Source organism: Burkholderia sp. USMB20 (assembly GCF_000949135.2).
Classification (GTDB): domain Bacteria; phylum Pseudomonadota; class Gammaproteobacteria; order Burkholderiales; family Burkholderiaceae; genus Burkholderia.
Window position 1 is genome coordinate 115,026 of sequence record NZ_JTAN02000019.1, and the last position, 18,789, is coordinate 133,814.

The 18,789-nt window shown below is 71.8% G+C and carries 8 protein-coding genes; 1 reads left to right on the forward strand and 7 read right to left on the reverse strand.

Annotation, left to right across the window (positions count from 1 at the left end; genetic code table 11):
- Positions 1 to 69: 69 nt before the first annotated feature.
- Complete coding sequence (gene arsN2, locus PL79_RS25065) at positions 70 to 450, forward strand: arsenic resistance N-acetyltransferase ArsN2 (RefSeq protein WP_235879323.1); 381 nt, start codon at positions 70 to 72, stop codon at positions 448 to 450.
- Between the two features lie 72 nt (positions 451 to 522).
- Here arsN2 and treY read toward each other — a convergent pair whose 3' ends face one another.
- Genes treY through PL79_RS25100 form a run of 7 tightly spaced genes read right to left on the reverse strand, consistent with a single transcriptional unit; the run spans position 523 to position 18,642 of the window.
- Entirely contained in the window at positions 523 to 3,291 is a 2,769-nt protein-coding gene (treY, locus tag PL79_RS25070; RefSeq protein WP_044843407.1) for a malto-oligosyltrehalose synthase, read from the reverse strand.
- Positions 3,288 to 5,594, reverse strand: a complete 2,307-nt coding sequence (gene malQ / locus PL79_RS25075) for a 4-alpha-glucanotransferase (RefSeq protein ID WP_044843408.1) — start codon at positions 5,592 to 5,594, stop codon at positions 3,288 to 3,290. Before malQ ends, treY begins: the two co-directional genes overlap by 4 nt.
- Complete coding sequence (gene treZ, locus PL79_RS25080; protein ID WP_044843409.1) at positions 5,591 to 7,486, reverse strand: malto-oligosyltrehalose trehalohydrolase; 1,896 nt, start codon at positions 7,484 to 7,486, stop codon at positions 5,591 to 5,593. Before treZ ends, malQ begins: the two co-directional genes overlap by 4 nt.
- Positions 7,483 to 9,609, reverse strand: a complete 2,127-nt coding sequence (gene glgX, locus PL79_RS25085; RefSeq protein ID WP_044843410.1) for a glycogen debranching protein GlgX — start codon at positions 9,607 to 9,609, stop codon at positions 7,483 to 7,485. Before glgX ends, treZ begins: the two co-directional genes overlap by 4 nt.
- Before the next feature lie 32 nt (positions 9,610 to 9,641).
- Positions 9,642 to 11,843, reverse strand: a complete 2,202-nt coding sequence (gene glgB, locus PL79_RS25090) for a 1,4-alpha-glucan branching protein GlgB (protein WP_044843411.1) — start codon at positions 11,841 to 11,843, stop codon at positions 9,642 to 9,644.
- On the reverse strand, positions 11,840 to 15,250 hold the full coding sequence (gene treS, locus PL79_RS25095) for a maltose alpha-D-glucosyltransferase (RefSeq protein WP_044843489.1): 3,411 nt from the start codon (positions 15,248 to 15,250) through the stop codon (positions 11,840 to 11,842). Before treS ends, glgB begins: the two co-directional genes overlap by 4 nt.
- A complete protein-coding gene (locus PL79_RS25100) occupies positions 15,250 to 18,642 on the reverse strand; it encodes an alpha-1,4-glucan--maltose-1-phosphate maltosyltransferase (RefSeq protein ID WP_044843412.1) in 3,393 nt (1,130 codons plus the stop codon). Before PL79_RS25100 ends, treS begins: the two co-directional genes overlap by 1 nt.
- Positions 18,643 to 18,789 lie beyond the last annotated feature (147 nt).

The window sequence follows — 18,789 nt, forward strand, 5'->3', positions numbered from 1 at the left end:
ATCCAATCGGGAATCGATGTCATGCAACTTCGTTCTGCAGCGTTATCCGACCTGGCCGCGATCGAGGCATTGCTTCGCGCGTCGAACCTGCCGACTGCGGGTGTCGCGGAGCATCTGGAAAACTTCATCGTGCTCGCCGATCCGCCCGCGTTGACCGGATGCGGCGGTATGGAATACCACGGAGACTTCGTGCTGATCCGGTCGATCGCCGTCGCACCGCGCGCGCAAGGGAGCGGCGTCGGCCGCGCGATCGTTGCGCGGCTGATCGCGACGTGCCGCGCACGCTCGGTCCATGCGATCGGGTTGCTGACGACGACCGCGGAGGACTATTTCGCCGGTTTTGGTTTCGTGCGCGTCGCCCGCGAGGATGTACCGCGCCCGTTGCTGGCGTCCAGCCAGTTTCAAGGCGTGTGTCCGGACGCTGCCACTGCCATGTTGTTGGCGTGTTGAGCGGAAATGCTGGAACGCGGTGAGATGGTTCGCCTGGGGGCGCCGACCGTCTTTGCACAAATCCGATTACCGCTACCGGCTCATCGTATCGGCTGCCACCAGCGCCGCGACCGGCAACGCGGCAAGACAGCGATCGAGCCGCAGCATGCCGTCCGTCGCCTCGACTTCGCGCCCGCCGTTCAGCCAGTCGATCCACCGCTCGCTCGCGCCGCGCGGCAACACGATCGCGGTATCGCCCCATTCCCGAGGCGCGATGCGCGGCACCCCCGGCACTTCGCCGAGCAACCGGCACGCGAGCCGCGTCACGACGACCACGACCGTCGCCGTCGCGTCGCAGCGTGCGAACGCGAGCGCATGCCGCCCGAGCCTGCCGCGCACGCGCAGCGGCACATATGCACCATCCGAGAACGTTGCCGGCCAGCGGGCGCGCAGCGCGAGCATCCGCTCGACAAGTGCGCGCTTCACGCGTGCGTCGGGCCAGTCCCGCAGGTACGCGGCGACCGGTTCGTCGACCCGCTCTGCCGCGAGCTGCGCGAACGGCACGTCGCGCCGGTTGTCCGGATCGACCAGCGAGTGATCCCATGACTCGGTACCTTGATACAGATCGGGCACACCCGGCGACGCCATCCGCAGCGCCGCCTGCGCGAGGCTGTTGACGACACCGGCCGGCCCGATCCGCGCGACGAACCCATGCAGCCGGTGCACGAAATCGCCCGCGCCATGCGGCGTCAGGATCGCGCGGACGAACCGTTCGCAGTCGCGCTCGTAGTCCGCGTCGGGTGCGAGCCAGTCCGTATGCTGTTTCGCTTCGCGCAGCGCCTTCGTCTGCCAGCGCACCACGCGCCCGGCAAGCGTCGCCAGCCCGTCCGCATCGTCGGGCGCGAGCGCCGGCGGCCAGCAGCCGACGAGCGTCTGGTACAGCAGCGCTTCCGCAGCCGGCCCCGGCGCCCACGCGAGATCGCGATGCGCGCCGCCGCGCCGCGGCTGATTCAGCGCGGACCAGTCGAGCGACACCGCGCGCCACAGGTCCGGCACTTCACTGAGCACCGCGAGCCGCGCGCGCGCATCTTCGCCGCGCTTGTGATCGTGGGTCGCGGTCGCGACGAGCGTGTGCGGAACGGTGCGCGCGCGACGGCGGTTGCGTGCATGGAACGCCCCGCGCGACAGACTGAAATCGCCCGCATCGGCACCGACCTCGTTGCGCGACAGCAGCCGGCCGTAGCGATAGTTGGCGGTATCCTCGACGCCCTTCGCGGCGAGCGGCGCGGTGAGCTGCGCGAACGCGCCGCGCGCCGCGTGCAGCGCCTCGGCATCCGCGCGCGGCGCGCGCAGGCCCGGCAGCCCGAGCCAGCCGGCGACGCGATCGAGCGCGTAGCGGTCGGACGGATCGATCGTCGCGCACGCCGCGTCGTACGCGTGCGCCAGCACGCGACGATCGGCGCCGGTCGGCTCGTTGCCGGGTGTCGGGTACATCCGGTACACGGGAAGGTGCACGGCGAGTTCGCCCAGCACGCGATGAATCGCGATCCGGCTGAGGTCGCGCGTCGCGGGTGCCGCGCGCGCAATGCGGTGCAACGCCCGCGCGACGCGTTCGTGCTCGCCGGCGAGCTGACGCTTCAGCACGCGCCGCTTGCCGTCCACCGCCTCCTGCGCGAACGACCGTGCCGATCCCGACACGGCTGCCCAGTGCGCGGCGAGCGGCGCCGCGCCGGCCGGATCGTGCAGCAGCGCGGCGACGTCGTTCATGAAGTCGTAGCCGGTCGTGCCGTCGACGCGCCAGTCTTCACGCAGCGTCTCGCCCGGCGCGAGGATCTTCTCGACGACGAGATAAGGCTGCTCGTCGCGCTGCGCGGCGAGCCGCGCCTGCAGGCGGCGGCAGTACGCGCCCGGGTCGGCGAGGCCGTCGACGTGATCGACGCGCAGGCCGTCGAGGCAGCCGGCCGCATGAAGCGCCAGCGGCAGCGCGTGCACCGCGTCGAACACCGCTTCGTCCTCGACGCGCACGGCCGCGAGGGTCGCGATGTCGAAGAACCGCCGCCAGTTCAGCTCGTCGGCGGCCGTGCGCCACCACGCGAGCCGGTAGTGCTGGCGTTCGAGCAATCGATGCAGGCACGCGCGCGAGCGTGCGCGGCGCGGATCGGCGCCGCGCAGTATCGCGTCGAACGCATGCGGGCCCTGGGCGGCGGCGTAGTCGCGCAGTGCCGTATGCGCATCCGCGAGCCGCGTGCTGCCGCGCACCGGCGCGGCGGCGAACCGTTCGGCGAGCGCGTTCAGGTCCGCACGGTTGGCGATGCGCAGGATCTCGGCGTAGGTCGCGGCGGCGACCGGCAGCGTCCTGCCCGGGCATGCGATGAAGAAGCGCCCGCTCGACGGCTCGGCGCCGAGCGCGACGTCGCCGGCGGCGAGCGCGTCGCCGTAGGGCGCGCCGAGGCAGGGCAGCAGCACCTTGCCGTGGAGCGTCGCGTCAGGCGGATGCCAGTCGATGTCGAAGTAGCGCGCGTACGGGCTCGCCGGCCCCCATTCGAGCACGTCGTTCCACCAGCCGTTCGATGCGCCGCCGACGCCCATGTGGTTCGGCACGATGTCGGCGATCACGCCGAGGCCGCGCGCGTGCAACGCGTCGACGAGGCGGCGGAAGCCGGCCGGGCCGCCGAGTTCCGCGCTGATCGTGTGATGGTCGACGGTGTCGTAGCCATGCAGCGAACCGGGCTCGGCCGTCGTGATCGGCGACAGGTACAGGTGGCTCACGCCGAGCCGCGCGAAATAGTCGGCGTGCGCGGCCGCGTCGTCGAACGTGAAGCCGGCGTGCAGTTGCAGTCGCAGGGTCGCGCGCGGAATCATACGTCCTGCTCCCGGGCGCGGCGTGCGCGCTCGAGCGCCGCGATGCGTCTGCGTACGTCGGCGTCGAACAGCGCGTCGACCGCGCGCGGCAGCCGGCGCAGCCAGTTCGGATGGCCGCGCGGCGGGCCGGGGAGATTCGGTTGGGCGTCCAGTGCGAGCAGATCCTCGAGCGGCACGATCGCGAGCGGCGACGGGCTGCGCGCGACATACGCGAGGACTGCATCGACGGGTGGCGTGTCGGCAGGCGGTACCGGATCACCGGGCGGCGCGCAGCCCGCTTGCTGCAACGCGCGCCATAGTGCCGCGCGCTCGGTCGCGCGTTCGGCCTGGGCCGCAGTGAGGGCGAGGTCGGGGGCGGGCGGCGGCGTGTCGCGTGTTTGGGGCACGCCGTGACCGACATCCTTGGCGGGGTGCTCGTCACGCAAAGCAGGTTTGTTTCGTTCGTAACGTCCCGCTCCGTGTGCGGCCGCGGCGCGACCGATGTCGTCACCGACATTACGCGCGCTCGCGGTGCGTTGCGTTTGGCCACTCCCGTCGTCGGTGCGTGCATCCTCGGAGGCATCTGCATCTGCATCTGCATCACCTAACCCCCGCCGCCACTCGAGATCGACACCACGCCACCAACCCGCCACGGTCGGCAGATCGTGCGTCGACGTCATCGCGACCGTGTCGCGATCCCACGCCGACGGCGGCCGAAACGCGCCATCCGCCTCACGCTCGAACCACAGCACGCGCATTCCCGCGATCCCCCGCGCGCCGAGCCGCTCGCGAAACCCGGCCGGCACCGTGCCGAGATCCTCGCCGATCGCGACCGCGCGATGCCGTGCCGCCTCCAGCGCGACCAGCCGCACGAGATCGTCGAGCGGATAGTGCAAGTACGCGCCGTCGCGCGGCGAGCCGCCATCCGGCACGATCCACATCCGCGCGAAGCCGAGCACGTGGTCGATACGGACCCCGCCCGCCTGCGCGAAGGCGGCGCGCAACAGGTCGACGAACGGCGCGAAGCCGGTCACGCGCAGCGCGGCGGGCGTCCACGTCGTCACGCCCCAGGCCTGGCCGTCCGCATTGAACAGGTCGGGCGGCGCGCCGACCGACACGCCGCGCAGCAGCGTCGTGCCGTGCGCCCACGCGTCGCTGCCCGCGCGATCGGCGCCGACCGCGAGATCGGCGATCAACCCGATCGCCATCCCGGCCTCGCGCGCCGCATGCTGTGCGTTGCCGAGCGCGTCCGACGCACACCATTGCAGGAACGCATGGAACGCGATCGTCTCGGCATGCGCGTGTGCGAACGCGTCGACCTCGGCCGAGTCCGGCATGCGCCACGGCGCGGGCCATTGCCGCCAGTCCGCACCGATCCCGTGTTCGATGCAGAACGCCTGCAGCGCATCGAAGCGCGCGTGTGCGTCGAGCGCCGCGCCGCCTGCCGTACGGAATTGCTCGAACGCGTCGCGCAACGGCCCGCCGTTCGCGCGCCACGCATCGAAGCACGCGCGCAAGCGGCGCAGCTTCAGCGGCAGCACGTGCGGCCAGTCGATCAGCGGCGTATCGGGCGCGGGAGCGCCATGTGCCGCCGCGCCGTGCATCCGCTGCACGATATCGGCCCCCGGCACCGCGTCGCAGTCGAGATACGCGACGTTGTGCCAGCGCCGCGACGACGGCGAATACGGGCTGTCGTGCTCGGGCAGTGCCGGATAGCCGGCATGCGTCGGGCTGATCGCGACCGCGTGCGCGCCGTGCCGCGCCGCATGCCCGGCGAGGCCGGCGAGCGCGGTGTAGTCGCCCGCGCCGTCGTCGCCCGTGCGGCGCAGGCTGTACAACTGGGCCGCGATGCCCCAGCGGCGCTGCGCACCTGCCACGCCGTCGTCGGCAGTGAACGGCCGCATACGCGGCGGCGCGATGGCGAGCCCGATGCGTTGCTCGCCGATCTCGAGCGCGTGATAGCCGGGCACCGCGAGCGGCGGCAGTGCGCCGGATTCGCCCGCGTCGGCCACGCGAGCGTCGACGTGCTCGCCCGTTTCGAGCGCGATCCGCAAGCGCGCGCCCGGCGGCGCGACGCTGCGCGGGAGCGTCAGCGGCACGCCGGCGTCGCCGGTGACGACCTGCGGCGTTGCGTCCCGGTCATCGGTCAGCGCGGCCGCGCTGTCGACCCGCTCGATCGGCGTGCCGCATGGCCAGCCGAGTGCATCGACGAGCGCGACGAGCGCGTCGTCGCCCACCCGCCGCGCGATGCCGCCCGAGTCGATCCAGTCGGGCGCCAGCCCGGCCGCACGCGCGAGATCTGCGATCGGCACGTCGGTCGTCATTGTCGTGTGTGCCCGTTCGTGCGGTGATGGAGCGCATCGCGGTTGACCGCACCGTCGCGCCATGCGATGCAGGTGCGCGCGGGCAGCCGCCGCTCGGCCAGACGGTCGCGCGCGCGCGGCGGCGTCTCGAACACGATCTTGCCGACCGGCAGCATCGGCAGCAGCGCGTCGCGCGAGGCGGGGTTGAATGCGAGCGTGAGCGTGCTGCCGTCGCCGAGCCGCCAGCGCGCGACGAGCGCCTCCGCGCTGCCGTCACCGTCGCGGTTGCCGCTGCCGCTGCCGGCGGCGGACAGCAGCTCGACGCCGAGCGCCCGGGCGCCGGGCAGGTGCGGCGTCACGAGCGCCGCGCGCACGGCCAGCGCGCTGCGGTAGAAGCGCCGCCACGCGTCGGCGTCGGGCCACGTGTCCGCACCGGCATGACCGGGCGACGAGCGAATGAACGTGCCGATGTCATTCGGATCGGGAATCGCGTCGCGATGCGCGGGATCGGCGAACGCGGAAAACGCGGCGAACTCGCGGCGCCGGCCTTCGCGCACCGCGTCGGCGAGCGCGCCGCGATAGTCGGTGAAGAACCGGAACGGCTGCGTGCTGCCGATTTCCTCGCCCATGAACAGCAGCGGCACCTGCGGCGCGAGCAGCATCAGGGCAGTTGCCGCACGCACCGCGTCGTCGTTCGCGAGCGCGCGCAGCCGCTCGCCGAAGGCGCGGTTGCCGATCTGGTCGTGGTTCTGCAGGAACGTGACGAACGCGGTCGGCGGCAGGTGCGCGCTCGGCTCGCCGCGCGGCGCGCCGTCGTGCAGCGGCGACGGTTCGCCCTGGTACGCGAACCCTTCGCCGAGCGTGCGCGCGAGATGGCGCAGCGGCGCATCGGCGTACGCGCGGTAGTAGCCTTCGCGCTCGCCGGTGAGCAGCACGTGCGCGCTGTTGTGGAAGTCGTCGTTCCACTGCGCGTCGAAACCGCCGGGGCCGAGCAGGCTCGCCCGATTGCGCTCGTCCTCGAGCACCAGATGCACGTGGCGCGCGTCGCCCGCATACGCGCGCACGCGGCGGGCGAGCTCGCGCAGCCATGCATCGTCGTCGATCGCATGCGCGGCGTCGATGCGCAGGCCGTCGAAGCGGAATTCGTCGAGCCAGTACAGTGCGTTGTCGATGAAGAACACGCTCGTCTGCGCATGCGAGAAGTCGATCGCGGGCCCCCAGGCGGTCTGCCGGTCCGCGCGGAAAAATCCCGGTGCATAGCGCGGCAGCAGGTTGCCTTCGGGGCCGAAGTGGTTGTAGACGACGTCGAGCAACACCTGCAGCCCGAGCCCGTGCGCGGCGTCGACGAGTGCCTTCAGTTCCTCGGGCCGTCCGTACGACGCCGCGGGCGCGAACGGCAGCACGCCGTCGTAGCCCCAGTTGCGCGCGCCCGGGAACGCGTTGACGGGCATCAGCTCGATCGCGGTCACGCCGAGCGCGGCAAGCTCGGCCAGGCGCCGCTCGACGTTCGCATAGCCGCCGCATGCGCCGACGTGCAGTTCGTACAGCACCGTCTCGTGCCACGGCCGCCCGCGCCACGCGTCGTTGCGCCAGCGGTACGCGGTCGGGTCGACGACCTGGCTCGGGCCGTGCACGTCATGCGGCTGGAAGCGCGATGCGGGATCGGGTGCCACGAGACCGTCGTCGAGCAGGAAGCGGTACAGCGTGCCGGGACCGCACGGCGCGACGACCTCGAACCAGCCGTCCCCGGCCGGCAGCATCGCGACGCGCCGTTCGCCGTGCAGTTCGACCGCGGCGGTGCGGCTCGCGGGCGCCCACAACCGGAAGCGCGTGTGTTCCGTGTCGAGGCAGGTCGCGCCGAACGACGACACGAATGCGTGCGTGCCGGGCGGATGGGCGGTGCGTGACGTCATGGCGGCTCCTCACGAGGACGGGCGGGTGGCACGGCCGCGACGGCGATCACGGCCGCGTGCGCGGCGACGTCGCGGCCGGCGTCGGGCCAGCCGCGCGGGCCGCCGTCGGGCGACGCGGTGTCGAGCAGCACGCGATAGTCGAGCACGGGGGCGGGCAACTTGAACGTGATGACGTGGGTCGACGCATTCAGCATCACGAGCAGCGCCTCGGTGCGCCCGGTGCGGCCGGTGCCGACGCGCCGCATCGTCAGCGCGCGACGCTCGCCGTCCTCCCACGCGGGCACGCTCAGCGGGTCGCCGCGCTCGTCGAACCAGTCGATCTCGCGCATGCCCGGCGCACCGTCGCGGTCGCCGGACGGATAGCGCGGCGCCGACATCAGCGGATACATGCGGCGCAGCGCGGCGAGCCGCGACACGAAGCGCGTCATCTGCGCGCCTTCGTCGCTGCGCGCGAGATCCCAGTCGAGCCAGGACAGTTCGTTGTCCTGGCAATATGCGTTGTTGTTGCCGTGCTGCGTCCTGCCGAATTCGTCGCCGGCCACGATCATCGGCGTGCCGAGCGCGGTAAACAGTGTGGCGAGCATCGAGCGGGCGACCCGCGCGCGCAGGTCGCGGATCGACGCGTCGTCGGTGGCGCCTTCGACGCCCCAGTTCGCGCTGCAGTTGTCGCCGTGGCCGTCGTGGTTGTCCTCGCCGTTCGCTTCGTTGTGCTTGTCCGCATACGACACGAGATCGGCGAGCGTGAAGCCGTCGTGCGCGGTGATGAAGTTGACCGACGCCCACGTGCGGCGCCGGTGATGATTGAACAGGTCGGCCGAGCCCGCGAGCCGCGCGGCGAGTTCCGGGCGCTGCCCGGCGTCGCCGCGCCAGAAGCGCCGCACGGTGTCGCGAAAGCGGTCGTTCCATTCGGCGAAGCCGGGCGGGTGGCGGCCCAGCTGATAGCCGCCGGGGCCGAGATCCCACGGCTCGGTGATCAGCTTGCGCTGCGCGAGCAGCGGGTCCTGCCGCAGCGCGTCGAAGAATCCCGCGCCCGGCTCGAAGCCGTGATCCTCGCGGCCGAGCGTCACGCCGAGATCGAAGCGAAAGCCGTCGACGTTGAACGCGCTCGCCCAGTAGCGCAGCGAATCCATCACCATCTGCACGACGCGCGGATGCGACAGGTTCAGCGTGTTGCCGCAGCCGGTCTCGTCGACGTGGTAGCGCGGGTCGTCCGGCCGCAGCCGGTAGTAGCTCGCGTTGTCGAGGCCGCGCCACGACAGCGTCGGGCCGAGCTCGTTACCCTCGCACGTGTGGTTGTAGACGACGTCGAGCACGACTTCGATGCCGGCCGCGTGCAGCTGCCGGATCGCGATGCGCATCTCGTCGAGCCGCCGCGTCGACAGGTAGGCCGGCTCCGGCGCGAAGAACGCGGCCGTGTCGTAGCCCCAGTAATTGCGCAGCCCGCGGTTCACGAGCGCGCGCTGCTGCAGGAACGCGTGCACCGGCAGCAGCTCGACCGTCGTCACGCCGATCGACAGCAGGTGATCGATGAACGCCGGATGCGCGAGCGACGCGAACGTGCCGCGCTCCGGCGCGCGCAACCCGGCGCGGCGCATCGACGCGCCGCGCACGTGGGTCTCGTAGATCACGGTGCTGCGCCACGGCACGTCGGGGCGCCGGTCCATGCTCCAGTCGAACGCCTCGTCGACCACCACGGCCTTCGGCATCGCGGGCGCCGAGTCGCGGCGATCCATCGACAGGTCCGCGCGGTTCGAATGCACGCGATAGCCGAACAGCGCGTCGGACCAGCGAAAGTGGCCGACCAGCTTGCGCGCGTACGGGTCGAGCAGCAGCTTGGTCGGATTGAAGCGATGGCCGTGCTGCGGCTGATACGGGCCGTCCGCGCGAAAGCCGTACACGGTGCCCGGATGCGCGTTCGGCAGGTAGCCGTGCCATACCTCGTCGGTGCATTCGGGCAGGTCGAGGCGCGCGAGCTCCTTGCGGCCGGTCGGGTCGAACACGCACAGCTGGATACGCTGCGCATGCGCGGAAAACACCGCGAAGTTGGTGCCGAGGCCGTCCCAGGCCGCGCCAAGCGGATGGCAGCGGCCGGGTTCGAGACGGGCGGGCAGGGCGGTCGGCATGGGGATCGTCTCCGTGTCGAGGGCGCCGGGTGTCAGGCCGGGCTCAGCCACAGCGTCGCGAGCGGCGGCAGGCGCAAGGTGGCCGACCACGACTCGCCGTGCGCGGGGATCGGCTCCGTCGACACGGTGCCGTCGTTGCCGGCATTCGTGCCGCCGTACACGGCGGCATCGGTGTTCATCAGTTCACGCCACTGCCCGGGCGCGGGCAACCCGACGCGATAGCCGGCACGCGGCACCGGCGTGAAGTTGCAGACCGCGACGACGAGACGCCCGGTGTCGTCGCGGCGCGCGAACGCGAACACGCTGTTGTCGCGATCGTCGCCGATCAGCCACGCGAAGCCGGCCGCATGGCAATCCAGCGCATGCAGCGCCGGTTCGGCCGCGTACGCGCGGTTCAGGTCGCGCACGAGCCGCTGCACGCCGCGATGCGCGGGCGCGTCGAGCAGGTCCCAGTGCGGCGTCGCGTCGTGCGCGAACTCGGCCCATTGCGCAAATTCGCTGCCCATGAACAGCAGCTTCTTGCCCGGATGCGCCCACATGAAGCCGAAGTACGCGCGCAGCGTCGCGAGCCGCTGCCACGCGTCGCCGGGCATCTTCGCGGCGAGCGAACCCTTGCCGTGCACGACCTCGTCGTGCGACAGCGGCAGCACGAAGCGCTCGGAGAACGCATACACGAGCCCGAACGTCATCCGGTCGTGGTGATAGCGGCGATGGATCGGATCCTCGCGCAGATACGCGAGCGTGTCGTGCATCCAGCCCATGTTCCACTTGAAGTCGAAGCCGAGCCCGCCGTCGCCGGTCGCCGCGGTGACACCCGGCCACGCGGTCGATTCCTCCGCGAAGGTGACGATGCCCGGCGGCGCGAGCGTACCGTGCAATGTGTCGTTCAGCGTGCGCAGGAACGCGACCGCTTCGAGGTTCTCGCGCCCGCCGTGGATGTTCGGCACCCATTCGCCTTCCCGGCGCGAGTAGTCGCGGTACAGCATCGACGCGACCGCGTCGACGCGGATCCCGTCGACGTGGTAGCGGCGCGCCCACGCGAGCGCCGACGCGACGAGGAACGCGCCGACCTCGTTGCGCCCGAGGTTGAACACGCAGGTGTTCCAGTCGGGGTGCATGCCCTCGCGCGGATCGGCGTGCTCGTACAGCGCGCTGCCGTCGAACTGCGCGAGGCCGTGCGGATCGTTCGGGAAATGCGCGGGCACCCAGTCGACGATCACGCCGATGCCGGCCGCGTGCGCGCGGTCGACGAAGCGCGCGAAGCCGTCGACCGGCCCGAAGCGCGCCGACGGCGCGAACTGCGCGAGCGGCTGGTAGCCCCACGAGCCGCCGAACGGGTACTCGGAGATCGGCATGAACTCGACGTGCGTGAAGCCCATGCCGCGCACGTACGGGATCAGCCGCTCGGCGAGTTCGTCCCAGGTCGAACTGCGGTCCATTTCCTCGGGCACGCGCTGCCACGATTCCGGATGCACCTCGTAGATCGACCACGGCACTCGAAAGCGGCGCTCCGGATGCGGCCGCGCGTGGATCCAGCCGTCGTCGTGCCACGCGAACGCGTCGAGCGCCGCCGTGTCGGCGACCACCGATGCGGTGCGCGGCGGCGCTTCGGTCGCGCGCGCGCACGGATCGGCCTTGTGCGGCAGCACGCGGCCGTCGCTCGCGCACAGCTCGTACTTGTAGTGCTCGCCGGCGCCGAGGTCCGGCACGAACAGTTCCCACACGCCCCACGGGCGCCGCAGCCGCATCGGATGACGGAGGCCGTCCCAGGTGTTGAAGTCGCCGACCACCGACACGCGCTGCGCGTTCGGCGCCCATACCGCGAAGCGCACGCCGTCGATGCCGTCGACGCGCGTGGGCGTCGCCCCGAGGCACTCGAGCACGGCGGCCGGGTCGCCGGCCGCGAACCGCGCGAGCGCCGCGTCGTCGAGCAGCGTGCCGAACGCATACGCATCGTCGGTCACCTGCCGCGTATCGGGCCACTCGATCGCGAGCCGGTAGTGGCCGTCGCGCGCGATCGTCCCGGCGAAGCAGCCGGCATCGTCGACGCACGCGAGCGTGCCGAGTTCGTCGCCGTCGGGCGTCACCGCGCGCACGCGCCGCGCGCCGGGCAGCAGCGCGCGCACGACGATCCGCCCGGCATCCCGGTGCGGGCCGAGGCACGCGAACGGGTCCGGATGGCGCCCGGCGAGCAGCGCATCGATATCGTGGCGGTCGAACAGCGTGTCGGTCATCGGGTGCCTCCGTCGTCGGGTTCACCGTGCGTGTCGAGCAGGCGTTCGACGAGCGCGGCGAGCCCGCCGACCGGCACGCCGAGCCAGTCGGGGCGGTTCGCGGCTTCGTAGCACAGCTCGTACGACGCCTTGTCGATCAGGAACAGCGCGAGCAGGCGATCGGCATAACGCGGGTCGACGAAGCGTTCGGGCGCCTGCTCGGCGGCCGCGCGATAGCATTCGACGAAGCGGTCGGCGGCGGCCTGCCCGAAGCGGTCGAACAGCGCGCGCTTGCGGCCGGCCGCCTGCGGCGGCGCCTTCTCGATCACGAACTGCGCGGCCGCGCTCACGTACGACAGCGAGCGCAGGAAGCCGGCCACGTCGCGCAGCGGATGCGACTTCGCGCGGCGCCGCTCCAGCGGGCGCGCGGGCTCGCCCTCGAAGTCGATCAGCAGCGCATCGCCCTGCACGTCGAGCACCTGGCCGAGATGGAAATCGCCGTGGATCCGCGTGCATTGCGCGTCGAGGGTGCGCGGCACCAGTTCGCCGAGCGCCCGCACGGCCGCGTCGCGCGACGCGAGCAGCGTGTCGGCCACGGCCCGCTCGGCGGGGGCCAGCGTATCGAGCCGCGTGCCCAGCACGTCGAGCGCGTGCTCGAACGACGCGATCGCATCGCTGCGCCAGTGATCGACGCGTGCCGGGGTCGCGCGCTCCGGCGCGAACGCCGGGTCGTCGGACGGCTGCGCGAGCGCGACGTGCAACTGGCCGAGCCGCGTGCCGACGATCCCGGCGAACGCCGCGTAGCCGAGCAGCGCGTCCGGTTCCTCGCCGGACTCCGTTGCGTCGCCTTCGTCGACGGCCGGCAGCGCGAGCTCGTCGACCGCACGTCTCAGGAAGTCGAACGAACGCGTCCACGCGTCGCCCTGGTTGTCGACGTAGCGCTGCAGGATCGCGACCGTATGCGGCGTGCCGTCCGGATCGACGTGCACGACTTCGCCGGCGAGCGTCGCGGTGTTCGCATAGCCGATCCGCGTCAGGTGGCGGCTCATCTCCGCTTCCGGATGGATCCCGTGCGCGACCTTGCGCACCAGCTTCAGAACGATCGCGTCGCCGATCACGAGCGAGCTGTTGCTCTGCTCGGCCGCGAGCCAGCGCACTTCGGCGTCGTCGCCGGGATCGAGCGCGGCGAGCGCCTGCTCGGGCAGGAAGTCGAGGCGGCCGCCGTCGGAAGTCGGCACCGTCGCGCCGTCGCGCAGCTTGCGCAGCATCCCGCGCGCGAACGACGGCAGCGCGAACGCGTCGGTCAGGTAACCGACGGTATGGCCGCGCCGCACGCGCGCGAGCGCGAGCTGCGCGAACAGCGGCTGCGACGTCTCGCCGCCCCACGCGGCGGCCAGCGGCACGACGTAGCGTTCGACCCCGCCGTCGCTCGCGGATACCCATGCTTCCGCGTACTGGAACGGCTCGTCCGGCATCGGCGTGACGACGTTCAGCCACGCGTCGCCGATCTTGCGGTCCTTCGACGCGAACCAGCGCCGCCGCGCGAGCCACGACGCGAGCGCATCGTGCGCGAGCGCATGCAGCTGGCCGACGTCCGGCCGCGCGTCGCCGCGCCGCATCACGATCGTCACGTACTCGGGCAGCGGCTGCGCGTGCGGCTGCCGCCACGACGGCTCGCGGCCATGCTCGGACAGCACGAACCACAGGAACCCGTACGGCGGGAAGGTGAGGAGATACGGGAGCTGGCCGACCGGCGGAAACGGCGAATCCGACGTCATCTCGATCGGCACGCGGCCCGCGAATTCGGACAGGTCGAGTTCGACGGCCTGCGACGCGCGCGACAGGTTCGCGACGCACAGCACCGTCTCGTGGCCTTCGAGTTCGCGCAGGTAGGCGAGCACCTTGCGGTTCTCCGGGCGCAGGAAGCGGATCGTGCCGCGCCCGAACGACTGCGTCGCGCGGCGCGTCGACAGGATGCGCCGCGTCCAGTTCAGCAGCGAATGCGGGTCGCGCGTCTGGGCTTCCACGTTGATCGCGTCGTAGCCGTACAGCGAGCCCATCACGGGCGGCAGCACCAGCAGTTCCGGGTCCGCGCGCGAGAAGCCGCCGTTGCGATCCGACGACCATTGCATCGGCGTGCGCACGCCGTCGCGGTCGCCCAGGTGGATGTTGTCGCCCATCCCGAGCTCGTCGCCGTAGTAGATCACCGGCGTGCCGGGCATCGACAGCAGCAGCGAATTGATCAGTTCGATGCGGCGCCGGTCGCGCTCCATCAGCGGCGCGAGGCGGCGCCGGATGCCGAGATTGATCCGCGCGCGCCGGTCGCTCGCATAGGTCTGCCACAGCAGGTCGCGCTCCGAATCGGTGACCATCTCGAGCGTCAGCTCGTCGTGATTGCGCAGGAACACGGCCCACTGGTTGCTCGGCGCGAGCGCCGGCGTCTGCCGCATGATGTCGACGATCGGGAAGCGGTCCTCGCTCGCGATCGACATGTAGATGCGCGGCATCAGCGGAAAGTGGAACGCCATGTGGCATTCGTCCTCGTTGCCGAAGTATTCCTGCACGTCTTCCGGCCACTGGTTCGCCTCCGCGAGCAGCATCCGGTTCGGGTACTCGGCGTCGATCGTCGCGCGGATCCGCTTCAGGATCGCATGCGTTTCGGGCAGGTTCTCGTTGTTGGTGCCTTCGCGCTCGACCAGGTACGGCACCGCGTCGAGCCGCAGCCCGTCGATGCCGAGATCGAGCCAGAAGCGCATCACCTGGATCACCTCGCGCACCACGGCCGGGTTGTCGAAGTTCAGGTCCGGCTGGTGCGAGTAGAAGCGGTGCCAGTAGTACTGGCCGGCGATCGGGTCGTGGGTCCAGTTCGACGTTTCGGTATCGAGGAAGATGATCCGCGTGCCCGCGTATTTCGTGTCGGTGTCGGACCACACGTAGTAGTCGCGATGCATCGAGCCGGGTTTCGCGCGCCGCGCGCGCTGGAACCACGGGTGCTGGTCCGACGTGTGGTTGATCACCAGCTCGGCGATCACGCGGATGCCGCGTGCGTGCGCTTCGCGAATGAAGCGCCGCACGTCGGCGAGCGTGCCGTAGTCGGGATGCACGTCGCGGTAGTCGGCGATGTCGTAGCCGTCGTCGCGGCGCGGCGACGGGTAGAACGGCAGCAGCCAGATGGTGTCGACGCCGAGCTCGGCGATGTAGTCGAGCTTCGCGATCAGGCCGGGGAAGTCGCCGATCCCGTCGTTGTTCGAGTCGTAGAACGACTTCACGTGTACCTGGTAGATGATCGCGTCCTTGTACCACAGCGGATCGTCCGCGCAGAGCGCGGGCGCGCGGCGCCGCGCACGGCGCCGGCGCGGCGTGCCGGCCGGGGCGAGCGACGGGAACTGCGCGCGCCGCACGTCGTCGAGGGAGTCTTCGCGTTTCATCATGCGTGTGCTCCGGAAGGGCCCCGGGCACCGCCCGGGTCGGGCGCCGCCGCTCGCGCGGCGCCGGGAGACGGCGCGAGCCGCCAGATCGCATAGGGCCGCACGTGCGGGTCGAGCGACACGTACTGGCGATGCCCGCGCCAGGTTTCGGCGCGCGCGGCGTCCTGTTCGAGCGCGTCGAGCGGTTCGCCGTCGACGAGCCCGAGGCCGCGCCACAGCGACGCATCGAGCATGAAGTTCGTGGCCTGCGGATGCCACGGGTCGAGACTGATCGCGACCGCGACGACGCTGTCGTGCGCGGGCGTCGCCTTCACGAACACGAGCACCTGGTCGTTGTCCGCGTCGGCGAACGTGAGGCCGAGGTGGGTCTGCAGCGCCGGATGCTCGCGCCGCGCGCGGTTCAGCCGCGCGACCTCGCCGCCGATGTGCACGGCCTTGGCCCAGTCGCGCGCGCGCAGCTCGTATTTCTCCGCGTCCGCGTATTCCTCGCTGTCGGGCAGCGGTGCCGATTCGCCGATCTCGAAGCCCGAGTACAGGCCCCACGAGCCGGCGAGCGTCGCCGCGAGCGCCGCGCGGATCACGAACTGCGAGCGCGGCGCGTTCTGCAGGTGGCGCGGATTGATGTCGGGCGTGTTCACGAAGAAGTTCGGCCGGAAGAACTCGCGCGCGGGACCGGCGCTCAGCTCGGTCAGGTAGTCGATGAATTCGTGCTTCGTCTCGCGCCAAGTGAAGTACGTATACGACTGCGAGAAGCCGATCTTCGCGAGCCGGTACATCATTCCGGGCCGCGTGAACGCCTCCGACAGGAACACGACGTCCGGATGCCTGCCGCGCACGTCCGCGATCATCCACGCCCAGAACGGCAGCGGCTTCGTGTGCGGGTTGTCGACGCGGAAGATCCGCACGCCGGCTTCGACCCAGAACAGCACCACGTCACGCAGCGCGAGCCACAGGTCGGGCAGCGCGTCGGGCGCATAGAAGTCGGGATTCACGATGTCCTGGTAGCGCTTCGGCGGATTTTCCGCATAGCGCAGCGAGCCGTCGGGCCGCCATGCGAACCAGCCCGGATGGGCGGCGAGCCACGGATGGTCGGGCGAGCACTGGATCGCGAAATCCAGCGCGATTTCGAGCCCCTGCGCGCGCGCCGCATCGATCAGCGCGCGGAACGACGCGAGCGTGCCGAGCTGCGGATGCACGGCCGTGTGGCCGCCGTCCGGCGAGCCGATCGCGTACGGGCTGCCGACATCGTCGGGGCCGGCCTTCAGCGTGTTGTTGCGGCCCTTGCGCGCGGTCGTGCCGATCGGGTGGATCGGCGGGAAATACAGCACGTCGAAGCCCATGTCGCGAATGCGCGGCAGTTGCGCGATCACGTCGTCGAACGTGCCGTGCCGGTGCGGGTCGTTGCTCGCCGAGCGCGGGAACAGCTCGTACCAGCTGGAAAAGCGTGCGGCGCGGCGCTCGACCTCGACCGGGTAGACGGTCTCGTCGTGCGTGACGAACGGTCGGTAGCGCAGCGCCGCGTAGGCGTCGGCGAGCGCGGGTTCGCCGATCAGTGCGAGACGGTGTTCGTGCGACGCGTCGTCGAAGTCGGCCGCCAGCCGTTCCATCTGCCGGACCGCGTGCGGACCGTCCGGCGCGGCGCGCTTAAGCGCGGTCGCGAGCAGCAGCTGCGCCTCGCGCACCTCCAGCGTCACGTCCTGGCCGGCCGCGCGTTTCTTCGCGATGTCGGTGACGAGCGAGGCCCAGTCGTCGCGCCACGCGATCACGCGGAACGCGTGGCGGCCGAGCCGCTCGAGCGCGATGCGCGCGTGCCAGCGGTCGTTCGGTTCCGCGACGAACGGCACTTCGCGCCAGTCGTCTTCGTCGTCCGCGCGCCACTGCAGCGCGGCCGCGAGATGCGCATGGCCGTCGGTGAAGATCGATGCGTGCACAACCAGCGTTTCGCCGATCACGCGCTTGATCGCGAAGCGGCCGCCGTCGACCGCCGGCTCGACGCGTTCGATCGCGATCCGGTCGGCCGCGAGCGCGGCGGACAGCGCGGCGCGCTCGTCCGCGGCACCGGCGCGCGTGGTCGCGGGCGGCGCGCGCCGCGCGTCGAGCAGCGCGTAGCCGCCGGGTTCGAGCGTGAAGGCGGCCAGCGCGACCGGTGCATGCGTGTGCGTGCCCGCCGGCGTCGCGACCTGCGTGAAGCCGCCCGGCACACCGGGCAGGATCGTCGCGGGATCGACCGGCGCGTCGGCATCGAGAGCGGGATTCAGCGCGACCAGCAGTGCCGCGTCGTCGTGCTCGAGCGACGGGCCCATGCCGCGCAGCAGCGCGGTCGCGGCCGCGCCGGGCGCGCTCAGTTGCGCGATTTCGCCGCGCCCGGCCGCAAGCGGCGTCGCGCGGCGCCACGCATTCGCGTCGGCGATCGCGCCGGACAGGTCGAAGCGCGCGACGTCGAACGCGGCGCGATAGCGCGCGGCGTCCGCATCGCGCACCATCAGCGGCAGCGCGACGCCGCGCTCGAAGCCCATCGGCACGAGCCAGCCGGTGCCGAGCGCCGCCGCGGTCCACAGCGCGCGGTGGTACGCGCGGGCGAGCGTCTCGTCCGGCGCGTCGTGCCAGTCGTCGGCGAGACGCGGGCCGTCGAAGGCGTCGGGAAACGCGATCGGCGAGCCGATGCGGCGCAGCAGCCGGTGCTCGTCCGCAAACCACGGCGAGCGCAGATCCCACCAGCGTACCGACGAGAACACCGCGTCGAAGCCGGCTCCCTCGAGTTGCGCGAGCGCGTCGCGCGCATGGCCGGGCACGCCGGCCAGCACCGCGACGTCCGGGCGCGCGCGCCGCAGCGCCGCGCGCCAGCCGGGCCACCACGCGGCCGGCAGGTGATGCGGCGCGTCGATCAGGAAGCCGGCCGCGCCGGCGTCCGCGAACGCGGCGAGATGCGTGCACCACCACGCGGCGAGCGCGTCGTTCGTCGCGTCGTCGCCGACCCGCGCATGGGCGACGTCGAGTTCATGCGCGCCGCAGCGCGGATCGATCAGCGCGTCGTCGTGCGCGCGCTCGGCGTACCAGTCCGGATGCTCGGCGCGCAGCGGATTGTCGCGCGCGATGCGGTCGGGCACGACTTCGAGCAGCACGCGCAGCCCGTGGCCGTGCGCGAGCTGGGCGAGCCGCGAGAAGGTTTCGAGCGCGCCGGCGCGCGTCGCGAACGTCGCGGCCGGCCGGTGGAAGTCGGCGACGTGGCGCGGAAAACCCGCGACGCTGGCGGCCCAGAAGCCGCCGATCAGCACGTGATCGAAGCCCATGCCGGCGATGTGCGCGAACGTGCCGGGCCACGCGTCGAGCGGGCCGACGAGGCGCGCGTCGCAGAAGTAGAGGTGGGGAGCGAAGGGCGGGGTGGCGTTCATGGGATGGCGGGTCCGGGCGTCGGCGAACGGTAACGGCCGTGCGCCGCAACCCGCGTGCCTGCTGCGCGGCGCCCGGCGCGGCAACGTGCGGGCGCCATGCCGGGGGCGGCACCCTGTCCTTTTTACATGAACGCGGGAGGGTCACTG

Coding starts and splice junctions, on each gene's coding strand:
- treS (WP_044843489.1), bottom strand. CDS start 15,250: ATGAAACGCGAAGACTCCCTCGACGACGTGCGGCGCGCGCAGTTCCCG.
- treY (WP_044843407.1), bottom strand. CDS start 3,291: ATGATTCCGCGCGCGACCCTGCGACTGCAACTGCACGCCGGCTTCACG.
- glgB (WP_044843411.1), bottom strand. CDS start 11,843: ATGACCGACACGCTGTTCGACCGCCACGATATCGATGCGCTGCTCGCC.
- glgX (WP_044843410.1), bottom strand. CDS start 9,609: ATGCCGACCGCCCTGCCCGCCCGTCTCGAACCCGGCCGCTGCCATCCG.
- treZ (WP_044843409.1), bottom strand. CDS start 7,486: ATGACGTCACGCACCGCCCATCCGCCCGGCACGCACGCATTCGTGTCG.
- malQ (WP_044843408.1), bottom strand. CDS start 5,594: ATGACGACCGACGTGCCGATCGCAGATCTCGCGCGTGCGGCCGGGCTG.
- PL79_RS25100 (WP_044843412.1), bottom strand. CDS start 18,642: ATGAACGCCACCCCGCCCTTCGCTCCCCACCTCTACTTCTGCGACGCG.